At 62.2% G+C, this 11756-nt stretch carries 10 protein-coding genes; 5 read left to right on the top strand and 5 right to left on the bottom strand.

Annotation, left to right across the window (positions count from 1 at the left end):
- Positions 1 to 221 precede the first annotated feature (221 nt).
- Positions 222 to 1583, top strand: a complete 1362-nt coding sequence (locus ACIQUI_RS24265; RefSeq protein WP_403203202.1) for a PQQ-dependent sugar dehydrogenase — start codon at positions 222 to 224, stop codon at positions 1581 to 1583.
- A 223-nt stretch (positions 1584 to 1806) separates the two neighbouring features.
- Positions 1807 to 4356, top strand: a complete 2550-nt coding sequence (locus ACIQUI_RS24260; RefSeq protein ID WP_403203201.1) for a dermonecrotic toxin domain-containing protein — start codon at positions 1807 to 1809, stop codon at positions 4354 to 4356.
- An 18-nt stretch (positions 4357 to 4374) separates the two neighbouring features.
- Here ACIQUI_RS24260 and ACIQUI_RS24255 read toward each other — a convergent pair whose 3' ends face one another.
- From ACIQUI_RS24255 to ACIQUI_RS24235, 5 genes are all read right to left on the bottom strand, one after another.
- A complete protein-coding gene (locus ACIQUI_RS24255; protein ID WP_403203200.1) occupies positions 4375 to 4908 on the bottom strand; it encodes a C40 family peptidase in 534 nt (177 codons plus the stop codon).
- Positions 4909 to 5047: 139 nt separating this feature from the next.
- Positions 5048 to 5695 carry a C40 family peptidase gene (locus tag ACIQUI_RS24250; protein ID WP_403203199.1) on the bottom strand — a complete coding sequence of 216 codons (648 nt, stop codon included), beginning with the start codon at positions 5693 to 5695 and terminating at the stop codon, positions 5048 to 5050.
- 126 nt (positions 5696 to 5821) lie between these two features.
- On the bottom strand, positions 5822 to 6529 hold the full coding sequence (gene hda, locus ACIQUI_RS24245; RefSeq protein WP_391138132.1) for a DnaA regulatory inactivator Hda: 708 nt from the start codon (positions 6527 to 6529) through the stop codon (positions 5822 to 5824).
- 252 nt (positions 6530 to 6781) lie between these two features.
- Positions 6782 to 7855 (bottom strand): AI-2E family transporter, encoded by a 1074-nt coding sequence (locus tag ACIQUI_RS24240; protein ID WP_403203198.1) that lies wholly within the window; start codon positions 7853 to 7855, stop codon positions 6782 to 6784.
- 12 nt (positions 7856 to 7867) lie between these two features.
- A complete protein-coding gene (locus ACIQUI_RS24235; protein ID WP_403203197.1) occupies positions 7868 to 8926 on the bottom strand; it encodes a DUF2066 domain-containing protein in 1059 nt (352 codons plus the stop codon).
- A gap of 255 nt (positions 8927 to 9181) precedes the next feature.
- On the opposite strand from ACIQUI_RS24235, the gene purM reads away from it, so the two are divergent.
- Genes purM through ACIQUI_RS24220 form a run of 3 tightly spaced genes read left to right on the top strand, consistent with a single transcriptional unit; the run spans position 9182 to position 11612 of the window.
- Positions 9182 to 10240 carry a phosphoribosylformylglycinamidine cyclo-ligase gene (gene purM, locus ACIQUI_RS24230; RefSeq protein ID WP_403203196.1) on the top strand — a complete coding sequence of 353 codons (1059 nt, stop codon included), beginning with the start codon at positions 9182 to 9184 and terminating at the stop codon, positions 10238 to 10240.
- Entirely contained in the window at positions 10240 to 10893 is a 654-nt protein-coding gene (gene purN, locus ACIQUI_RS24225; RefSeq protein WP_391138140.1) for a phosphoribosylglycinamide formyltransferase, read from the top strand. The genes purM and purN overlap by 1 nt, the downstream gene beginning before the upstream one ends.
- A gap of 8 nt (positions 10894 to 10901) precedes the next feature.
- Positions 10902 to 11612: a DUF3108 domain-containing protein gene (locus tag ACIQUI_RS24220; protein WP_403203195.1), complete on the top strand. Its 711-nt coding sequence runs from the start codon at positions 10902 to 10904 to the stop codon at positions 11610 to 11612.
- The last annotated feature ends 144 nt before the right edge of the window (positions 11613 to 11756 follow it).

Below are 11756 nucleotides of genomic sequence, written 5' to 3'. Positions count from 1 at the left end.
TGCAGGCCCCATCCATGGGGCCTCAGCGCTTGACGGGCATCCATGCCCGTCACCTCCCTCCGCAATCCCTTCGCTCGGCCTCCTGAAGTCGCAATCTGCGTCGCCTGGACTATCGCGCGCTTAGAAGCAAAAGCAAAAGCCGAAGCAAGAGCAAGTCAGGGGAACCTGGCGAACTGTGGCGGCTTCTCAATTCAAAAGGCCTTCTTTAGAGGACGCCGCACATGAAATGCCTGATGCCTTGGTTAATCGCAGCCAGCCTGTCAGGCTGCGGCGAAACAGCCCTGTTGAGCGTAAACGAGGGCAGCGGCCCAACCCCCAGCCTCCCCGCCCCCACCACCACATTGATCCCCACCGTAAATATCGCCCCCGCAATCGGCTGGCCGAAAGGCGCTAAGCCAACCGCTACGCCTGGCACCCAGGTCGCAGCCTTCGCCAGCGGCCTCGACCACCCACGCTGGCTCTATTTACTGCCCAACGGCGATGTACTGGTAGCCGAAACCAGCGCCCCCCCAAAGCCCGAAGATGGCAAGGGCATTCGCGGCTGGGCCATGGGCAAGGCGATGAAACGCGCCGGCGCGGCCGTACCCAGCGCCAACCGCATCACCCTGCTGCGCGATGCAGACCACGACGGCGTGGCAGAAACCCGCAAACCTTTCATCGAAGGGCTCAACTCCCCCTTCGGCATGGCGCTGGCAGGCCAGAATTTGTATGTAGCCGACACCGACAAGCTGCTGCGCTTTCACTATGAACCGGGTGCCCTACAGATTACCGACAAGGGCCAGACGGTAACCGAGTTGCCCGGCGGGCCACTGAACCATCACTGGACCAAGAACGTGATCGCCAGCCCCGACGGCAAAAAACTCTATGTGACGGTCGGCTCGAACAGCAATGTGGGAGAGAACGGCCTGGACCAAGAGCAAGGCCGTGCCGCGATCTGGGAAGTGGACCCGGCAAACGGCAAGCACAGGCTGTTCGCCACCGGCCTGCGCAACCCCAACGGTCTGGCCTGGGAGCCGCGCAGCGGTGCCTTGTGGACGGCGGTCAACGAACGGGACGAGATCGGCAGCGACCTGGTGCCGGACTACATCACATCGGTAAAAGAGGGTGGCTTCTACGGCTGGCCCTACAGCTACTACGGGCAGCACGTGGACCAGCGGGTTCGGCCGCAGGCCCCGCAGAAGGTAGCCCAGGCGCTGATACCCGATTATGCAGTTGGCCCGCACACCGCATCGCTAGGGCTGGCATTCATCGAGCCCGGCGCTTTGCCACCGCCCTTTGATCAAGGCGCACTGGTCGGCCAACATGGCTCGTGGAACCGCAAACCACACAGTGGCTACAAGGTGATATTCGTACCGTTCGACTCCTCAGGCAAACCTGCAGGTCAACCCATGGATCTGCTCACCGGGTTTCTGGACAGGCAGGACAAGGCAATGGGGCGGCCGGTAGGTGTGATCAATGATGGCCGCGGTGGCGTGTTGGTGGCCGACGATGTCGGCAATGTCGTCTGGCGGGTGAGCAACGCCGCGGCCAGCTTGAAACAAGGTGCTACTGCTCAAGCCAGCCCAAGCAGCAACCCCTACTGACAACCGCGTTTTCATGCCGGGAAAAAACGCTTCACCAGCGACGGTGTACGGAACTGCGCCCGGTATGCGGCCTGATCGAAAGGTAGCCCCGTGCGCAGGTCATACACCGGACCCGAGACAGGCCGGCGGGCACAGTTGCAAGCCATCAAGGTGACAAGCATCTACCGATCAGCTCGCGCCACTCAGACAACAATGCCCGCTCATTCCTTTTCGCGAGAAGCTGATGAACGAGCTTGAGCAACACCTTCAGCAAAACTTGAAAGCACTCGGGGTTGGCAGGCAGCTGGCCAAGGTGGTGGACGATTTCCTGCGCGATTACCCTGACCTCGACACGTCCTTGCAACGCCAGGCCAGGCTCATAGTGCGCAAGCATTGCGCTCGGCCAATCGAGCCCCGCTACGTCTGGTGGCACCAGTTCGACAGCGCCAGTTCCAGCCCGCGCAGTTTCACCGGGTGGCAGCACAATGGACCGCCCAGGAAGTCCATGCGGCTCACCGAGCTGATCGCCAGACGGTTCGACCTGCATTTTCAAGAGGCCGGTGACGAGCTTGATCTTTATGGTGGTTTTTACCGGCAAGGGCGCAATGCGCGGTACTACGACGAAAGCAACGAGCTACCGATGCTCGGCCGCCAGGTGCAGCAGGACTTGTGGGCGCTGGACTTTGCCACCCTCTATCGCAGCGAAGTCGAACAGTTCTGGCGAGAACACGGGAAGCGCTTTCAGCTGCTGGCCAAGGTCAACCTGCTTGGCCAGGGCACCAGGGCCGCTGCAGCCGGGCATATAAGCACGGATGACCTTGACTGGCTGAAGGCTTCACTGCTTGGCGCGTCTTCAGCGCCATTGACACTTGAGCGCTTGTCGCAGAGCAAACCCGCTTGCATGCCCGGCGCCAGCGCATACCGCTTTGCTTCAAGCAGCAAGCCGTGCTTCTACAACCTGCGTGAACAGGGCGAGCGGGTACTGGTGTACCTACCCTGGGCAGAGCAGCCGCTGCGTGGCTTTGCATCGCACAACGCAATGGCTCAATGGCTGCAGGGGCAGTTACACAATGCTGCGTCGCGCTCGCTGTTCACGGCCGGGGCGTTATCTGGCTGGCCGGAGCAAAGTCGGATCGATGCCGTTGAACAAGTGCTGCTGGCCATCGCGCACAGCGCATCCAGCCACGCGGCACTTCAACACCTGGAACCCTCGCGCAGCGCGGTGGGCCAGGATCTGTTCCTGCACATGGCTGAACTGGCGCAGCATGAGATGAGCGAAAATGCCACGCTGCTGCTCGACAACAGTGCCTTGCGCAAAGCCATGTGGGGCGGGTATCTGTCTGCCTTCGTCAAGGTTTTTGCAGGCTTCATCCCGCTGGGCTGGCCGGTGTCGCTGGCACTGCTGGGCGCATCGGTGGCCATGGTCGGGCTCGATGTCGACACTGCGGTGCATGCCCGCTCCGGTCAGGCCCGCAAGGCCGCCTTGCGCGCAGCCATGCTGGATACTTTGTTCGCTGCCTTGAACATGGCCGACGTCGCAGCCGGGTCCAGCTTCGCCTCGCTGGCCTATCGTGCTCCGGCGCATGAGCTGGAGGCCGCTGTGGGGCAATGGCAGCCCGTCGAGCGCACAGTGGAGCCGCTGAACGGCCTTGAAGGCAACCGGTTACTGATCAATGAGCCCGAAGGCAGCGGGGTGCTGCAAGGCATCCGTATCAGCGAGGATGGCAGCTGCTGGATCGAGATCGATGACATACCCTACAGGGTGCGCTACAGCCACGAGCTGAAACACTGGCTGATTGTTCCACCCGACAACCCATTCGCTTTTGGCGAACTCAGGCCGGTTCGCCAGAACGAACAAGGTGAATGGGAACTGTTGCAACGTCCCCGGCTGGCCGGAGGAAGCCCACCAGACGCCGCCGCTGCCATTCCTGAAGAGCAATCGCAGTTTTGGGATGAGTACATGCGGACCGACAGGACGCGCAGCGAGGCCATGTCCGACCAGGCGGAGGAGCGCAACAAGAAACTGCTTGATGACGCGTTCGTGCCCTCTCTTGATCCAGACGCCATCGCCGACTCAGACAATGAAGAATACGACTGCGTGAAGATCGGCGGGACAACCCACTACACCTATGAGCAAGGTGGCGAATATTACAACCACCTGATCCGCACCTACAGCGAAGAAGACACCCAGATCAATCGACCACTGCGAGAAGGCAAGCCGTCCAGCGGGTACAGCGATGATACCGACTTCATCAACAAACTTGCCGACGACCTGAAGTCCTTGCCCCGAGACAACGCGGTCCCAATCTATCGCGGAGGCCACGGCACAAGAGGTACAAGCGGCGCGCATTTTCGCAGCGGTCGCCTGAAAGTCGGGGACACATTGGTAAACACTGACTTTACCTCATTCACCGAAAACCCCTACATCGTTCGCCGATTCGCCGCCGACAACGACCAAGTTTCCCCTGAGGGTCAAAGTGGGGTATTCGATGAAAGCTCTGTAGTATTCGAGCTACCCGCCAAGCAGTATTACAGCGGTACGCCCATCAGCACGCTGTCTGGCGCTCCCGATGAAGCGGAAACCCTGTTTACTCCGGGCCATTACTTTCGCATCGAGCAACTGACCCAGGTCCGAGGCGCAGATTTTCACTTCGTGAAAGTCCGACTGAGCGAGATCGGCCAACCGGCAGGGCCGGTGTACGACCTGCGTACCGGCGAGCCATTCGACCGTGCAACGTATCTGGCGCTGGTAAAAAACCCGATCCTGGTTGATCGGTTCTTTCCAGTCAGTTGATGCCGACAACCGCTTGGTTCAGGGGTTCTGCGCCAGATGGCCTTGCGGGATCACCCGCTTGGCCTGCAGGTAAGCCTTGGCCCAGTAGCTATTGGACAGGTAGTCCAGCCGTACTGTGCCACCCGTGGAAGGCGCATGCACGAAGCGCCCTTCTCCTACATAGATACCGGCATGGCTAACCTGTGAGCCGCCACTGGTGGCGAAGAACACAAGGTCGCCCGACTGCAACGACTTGGCATCCACTGTCGGCGCACGCATGACGATCATCTCCCGCGTCGAACGCGGCAGGCTGATGCCGGCCGCATCACGGTAGACGTACTTGATCAGGCCGCTGCAGTCGAAACCGGAGTCCGGGGTATTGCCACCCCAACGATAAGGCGTACCCACCAGGCCAATGGCGCGGATCAGTACGTCATCGGCAATCGGTGACGGGCTTGCCTGGCTATAAATGATCTGCGGCTGTACCACAGGGGCCGGCGCCGGGGCACGGCTGGAGCAGGCAGCCAGCAAGGCCGCCAGGGAGAGAAATGCAAAGCGCGCCATCTTTACCATGGCCAGAACATCCTGTCTGAGACCGAACGGCCGCAGCCGAAAAGAGTTGAGAATTTAGATTAGACGCTTTCTGTAAATGCGCACGGCGGCGAGCTTTTTTCAAAGCATCGCCGCCGCGAGAGGCTACATCATTTTGCCATCAGTTGCGCGCGATGTTGGTTGGCGCCATGGCCAAGGCACGCTTGGCTTCAATGAAGGTCTTGCTCCAGTAGCGGTCACCGAGGCTGTCGATGCGTACGCCACCGCTGCGGCGGCTGCTGGAGTGGATGAACTGGTTGTCACCCAGGTAAATGCCGGCGTGGCTGACACGGCCGCGACCATTGGTGCTGAAGAACAGCAGGTCGCCTGGCTTGAGCTTGTTGCGCGCCACTTTCGGGGCGTCGACGTTGATCATTTCACGCGTCGAGCGTGGCAGGGTCATGCCCGCCTCTTCGCGGAACAGATAGCCGATGAAACCACTGCAGTCGAAGCCGGACTTTTCCGAAGTACCGCCAAAGCGGTAGCGGGTGCCGATCAGCGACATGCCGCGCTCAAGAATGCTGTCCGCCAGTACTGGCAGCTGGTAAGGCTTGCTGTTGCTGGAGAAAGCCTCCAGGTCATCTTCAGTGGCCAGCTCTTTCGGTTCGCCGAATACCGACGAGGACGAGGCTTTGGCCTTGATTGCCGCTTGAGCGGCGATCGGGGTGTGATCCTGAGGCTGGGACTGGGAAGCCGGGCCTTGGGCCGCGCAGCCAAAAAGCAGGGTCACGAGTGCGAGTGGCACGAGGGGTGCGAAGCGCTTCAGCATGGGCACGACCGTGTCTGTAATCCTTTAGAGGGGGAAACTATGCCCTCTATCATGGCCATTTGCAAATTTTATCGAAAAAGATGTGACTTTTTTGTTTTGCCGCTCTGGCCCAGCGTTTTCAGGGGGTTACCAGCCCAGGGTTTCCTTCAGGAACGGGATGGTGAGCTTGCGTTGTGCCTGCAACGAGGCCTGGTCAAGACGCTCCAGCAGATCGAACAGGGCGCTCATGCTGCGCGCACCGCGGGTGAGGATGAAGTGGCCGACTTCGTCGGTAAGGTGCAAACCGCGGCGTGACGCGCGCAGTTGCAAGGCCCGCAGCTTGTCTTCGTCAGACAGGCCACGCATCTGGAACACCAGGGCCAGGGTCAGCCGCGACTTCAGGTCCGGCAGCTTGATCGGCAGCTCACGGGGCGACGCCGAGGCTGCCAGCAGCAGGCGCCGGCCGCTGTCGCGCAGGCGATTGAACAGGTGGAACATGGCCTCTTCCCAATCGGCCTTGCCGGCGATCACGTGCAGGTCGTCGATGCACACCAGTTCGTACTGGGCGAGGTAGTCGAGCAGCTCTACGCCGCGATCGAGCAGTTGCGCCAAGGGCAGGTACACGGCGGCTTCGCCGCGTTGCTGGAAGCGGTGGGTGGCAGCCTGGAGCAGGTGGCTACGGCCAACACCCTGCTTGCCCCACAGGTAGATAAGGCTCTCGGTCCAGCCGGCGTCGGCTTCGCATAGCCGCTCGACGTAGCCCAATGCCGCAGCATTGGCGCCCGGATAGTAGTTGATGAAGGTGGCGTCATCGCGCAGGCGCACACCCAGGGGCAACTGGATCGGTGGTTTCATGCTCGCGGGCGGTCAGCAGGACCGCAGGGGGCCTTTGGTGAACAATGTGCAAAGTCTATACCCGCAACGCGGGGCGCACAATCACGGCAACAGATAGCACAAGCAAAATCAACAAGTTGCGCTGTTCTTGGGCCATTTGCGAATGGTGTGGGAGCGGGCTTGCCCGCGAACACCGGCAAAGCCGGTGCCATGCACCGTGTCAAATGCTTCGCGGGCATGCCCGCTCCCACAGGGTTGGCGTAAGCCTTTGCATTACAACTCCGGGTCGATACCCCCGTCATACATGTCCGACTCCTTGTAGACATCATGCACATGCCGCAACAGCACCATGATCACCGCCGCTACCGGCAGGGCCAGCAACACCCCGGTAAAACCGAACAGCTCACCACCGGCCAGGATGGCAAAGATCACCGCCACCGGGTGCAGGCCAATCCGATCCCCTACCAGCAGCGGCGTCAGCACCATGCCTTCAAGTGCCTGCCCGACCATGAACACTGCGACGATGCCCAGCATCGGGTACAGGTCACCGCCGAACTGGAACAGGCCAGCCACCAGCGCCGCACCGATGCCAATGATGAAGCCCATGTAGGGCACGATGGCGGCCAGCCCCGCAAGCATGCCGATCAGCAGCCCCAATTCAAGCCCCACCAGCATCAGCCCGGCCGAATAGATGACGCCAAGGGCCAGCATCACCATCAGCTGCCCACGCACGAATGCCCCCAGTACTTCGTGGCACTCGCCCGCCAGGCCCACGACCTGCGATTCACGTTGGCGTGGCAGCAGGCTGCGCAGCTTGGCCATCATCAGGTCCCAATCGCGCAGCAGGTAGAAGCCCACCACCGGGATCAGCACCATGTTGGCTAGCCAGCCAATCAGCGCCAGGCTCGACGCCGTGGCATGGGACAGCAACATGCCGACGATGTCGGTGGTCTGGCCCATGTGGCCGGCAATGGCAGCCTTGATCTTGTCGAATTTCCAGAAGCCATCGGCCAGGCCCAGCCGGCTCTGCACCCAAGGCAACGCAACATGCTCGAGCCAGTCGAGCATCTGTGGCGCCAGCTCGTACAAGCGCACCAGCTGCTTGGCAAGCATCGGCACCAGCACCAGCAGCAGGGCCAGCAACAACAGGGTGAACAGGCCGAACACCACCACAACGCCCCAGGTGCGCGACAGCCCCAGACGCTCCAGGCGGTCAACCAGCGGGTCGGCCAGGTAGGCCAAGAGGATGCCGACCAGGAACGGGGTAAGAATGTTGTGCAAGCTATAGAGCAGCACGGCGACCAGCAGGGCAGCGCCCAGCCAGATCCATCGACGAACGTCGGTCACGGCATGCTCCCCTTACCAGCGAAAACGCAGGCCGTCGAACGGCTTGGGCGCAGGTTGGGCCGGTGCAGGCTGCTCGCCCGCTGCCGGTGCTGGCGTGGCGGGTGCTGCGGGCGCCTGCTCTGCGGGCAGTTCCTGCAACTTGGCCAGGCCGAGCTGGGCACGCAACTGTTCGCGGTTGCCGGTCACACCGTAAGTCAGGGTGGTGCCTTCGGCCATCTGCAGGCGCGGGCCGTAGGGCTCAAGCACGCGGGCAAGCTCGGCATAACGTTGCAGGTTCATCCCCTGCACTTGCACCTGCATCTGGCTGCTGGCGCCCGGGCGGGTGACATAACGCGGCGCCAGGCGGCTGCTGACTGCCAGCATCACCGCGTCGGCCAAGGCTGCCGGGTCAGCCCCCTCGGCTGTACCTTGCTCACGCTGGTCGCCCAGCCACAGCTGCCACTTGCCCTGCCACTTGCCGTCGGCCTCCTGGGCATGCACCGCCAGCAAGGCATCGGCGCCATAGCGCTCGGAGGCCTCACGCAACGGTGCAGGGTCGCTGCCCTCGATCTGCTTGCCATTGGCCACCAGTTGCTCCTGCAAGTCGGCGAGCGGCAAGCGCAGTGGCAGGCCACGGTGCTGGGCGGCACGGCGCAGGGGCTGGGCGCTGGCCTGGCCATCGCCGACCAGGCTGCTGCCTTCGGCGCTGTCATTCAGCCACCAGCCAATAATCGAAGGCCGGTTGCTGCCCCACAGGGCCAAGCCGGCCTTGCGCAATGCGCGCTCGGTACTCCCCGGGTCGAACTCGACCACCACAGATTCGGGCGGGCCGGCCTCGCTGCCAACCTGGTTGATGATTTGCTGCGGATCCTTGCGCAACTCGGCAAGTGCCGGGTTTTGCACTGCCTTGGGGTCGCCGGTCAGGCGTAATACCAGGGTGTCGAGGGCCTTGGCCGTTGCCGCGGCACGTGCTTCGGCGCCCTGCCCCGTGACTGGCTCGCGCACCTGGTAAAGGCCGGAGACATTTTCAGCCTGGGCGGTGGCTGCCATCAGGGCCAGGCAACCGACTGCCAGAATATTGAACAAACGCATGGAGGATTCCTGTCCAGTCGAGCTCTACACTCGCTGCTTGCAGCTTATACACAAGCAACCGCATCAACCACCCTCAGGCCTTTTTCAACAATTTACCGCCCTGCCCGTCGGCCTGAGGATGGCCGCTGCCCGGCAACCCTGATAAAATCGCGCGCCTTCACAGACCACTGACGTTTCAGGCAGCCGCCGCTCACCCGCCGGCCTTGGCCGCCATGGTCGTTTTTAAGAATCCCTCCCTCCTAAAGGCCTGGATCAATGAGCAAGCAACCCTCCCTGAGCTACAAGGACGCCGGTGTAGACATCGACGCCGGCGAAGCACTGGTCGAACGCATCAAGGGCGTGGCAAAACGCACCGCACGCCCTGAAGTCATGGGTGGCCTGGGCGGCTTCGGCGCCCTCTGCGAGATCCCGGCCGGCTACAAGCAGCCGGTGCTGGTCTCCGGCACCGACGGCGTCGGTACCAAGCTGCGCCTGGCGCTGAACCTGAACAAGCACGACAGCATCGGCCAGGACCTGGTCGCCATGTGCGTCAACGACCTGGTCGTATGCGGCGCCGAGCCGCTGTTCTTCCTCGACTACTACGCCACTGGCAAGCTGAACGTTGACGTGGCCGCCACCGTGGTCACCGGCATCGGCGCCGGTTGCGAACTGGCCGGTTGCTCGCTGGTCGGTGGTGAAACCGCCGAAATGCCTGGCATGTACGAAGGCGAAGACTACGACCTGGCCGGCTTCTGCGTGGGCGTGGTGGAAAAGGCCGAAATCATCGACGGCTCCAAGGTTGCCACTGGCGACGCGCTGATCGCCCTGCCATCCTCGGGCCCGCACTCCAACGGCTACTCGCTGATCCGCAAGATCCTCGAAGTGTCCGCCACCGACATCGAAAACACCCAGCTGGACGGCAAGCCGCTGACCGACCTGCTGATGGCGCCAACCCGCATCTACGTGAAGCCGCTGCTGCAGCTGATCAAGAACACCGGTGCCGTCAAGGCCATGGCCCACATCACCGGTGGCGGCCTGCTGGATAACATCCCGCGCGTACTGCCGAAAAACGCCCAGGCCGTGGTTGACGTGGCCAGCTGGCAGCGCCCGGCAGTGTTCGACTTCCTGCAGGAAAAAGGCAACGTCGACGAGCACGAAATGCACCGCGTACTTAACTGCGGCGTGGGCATGGTCATCTGCGTAGCCCAGGACCAGGTCGAAGCCGCCCTGAACGAACTGCGCGCCGCTGGCGAGCAGCCTTGGGTCATCGGCCACATTGCCGAAGCCACCGAAGGTGCTGCCCAGGTCGAGCTGCAGAACCTCAAGGCACACTGATGCCAAGCAAGACCTGCAATGTAGTAGTACTGCTGTCGGGTTCCGGCAGCAACCTGCAAGCCCTGATCGACAGCTGCCAAGGGGCAGACAGCCCGGTACGCATCCGTGCGGTGGTTTCCAACCGCGCCGATGCCTACGGCCTGCAACGCGCCGCGGCGGCCGGCATCGACAGCGTGGTGCTCGACCACACCCAGTTCGACGGCCGCGAAGCCTTCGATGCCGCGCTGGTTGCGCGCATCGATGGGTTCGCGCCGGACCTGGTGGTGCTGGCCGGCTTCATGCGTATCCTCAGTGGCGACTTCGTGCGCCACTATCAGGGCCGCCTGCTGAACATCCACCCGTCGCTGCTGCCCCGGTACAAGGGCCTGCATACCCACCGTCGGGCACTGGAGGCCGGCGACGCCGAGCACGGCTGCAGCGTACACTTCGTGACTGAGGAACTCGATGGCGGCCCACTGGTCGTACAGGCTGTGGTACCGGTGGCGTCTGACGACACCGTTGAAAGCCTGGCCCAGCGGGTACACCGTCAAGAACACCTGATCTACCCGCTGGCGGTGCGCTGGTTCGCTGAAGGGCGCTTGTGCCTTGGCGAACAGGGTGCATTACTGGATGGCCAGCCCCTGGCGGCCAGCGGTCACTTGATTCGATCCTAGGAGAATTTATGCGTCGCGCCCTGCTCTTGGCTCTCGCCGTGCTCGCCCTGCCCCTCCAGGCAGCTGATCTGAAGCCTTTTTCGGCCAGCTACACCGCCGACTGGAAGCAACTGCCCATGAGCGGCACCGCCGAGCGTAGCCTGGTCAAGAATGCCAACGGTACCTGGGACCTTAATTTCAAGGCTTCCATGATGATCGCCAGCCTGACCGAGCAAAGCTCCCTGCGCATGGAAAACGACACCCTGCTGCCACAGAAGTATCACTTCGAGCGCGGCGGCCTGGGCAAAGCCAAGAAGGTCGACCTGACCTTCGACTGGACCGGCAAGAAGGTCACCGGCAGCGACCGTGGCGATGCCGTCAGCCTGCCACTGAACCGCGGCGTACTGGACAAGTCGTCCTACCAGCTGGCCCTGCAGCACGACGTGGCCGCCGGTAAGAAGAGCATGACCTACCAGGTGGTTGACGGTGACGAGATCGACACCTACGACTTCCGCGTGCTCGGCACCGAAAAAGTCACCACCAAGACCGGTCAGGTCGATGCGGTGAAGGTCGAGCGCGTACGCGATCCAAGCCAGAGCAAGCGCATCACCGAACTGTGGTTCGCCAAGAACTGGGACTACCTGCTGGTGCAACTGCGCCAGGTAGAGACCGACGGCAAGGAGTACGTGATCGTGCTGCAAGATGGCACGGTCGATGGCAAGCCGGTGAAGGGTAACTGAGCCAGCACTGCCCGCTGCACCCGAAGCCCCGCCCAGTGCGGGGCTTTTTTGTGCCTGTCATGTGCATGAGGTGCTCCTACACTTGACCGCACTCGGGCTTTCATGAAACTTGTTTCATGCCTGTTTTATTTACTTAGCCTGCTA

It is taken from the genome of Pseudomonas sp. NPDC090592 (genome assembly GCF_044769185.1).
GTDB lineage: Bacteria > Pseudomonadota > Gammaproteobacteria > Pseudomonadales > Pseudomonadaceae > Aquipseudomonas.
This window is presented reverse-complemented; position numbering and strand designations above follow the sequence as displayed.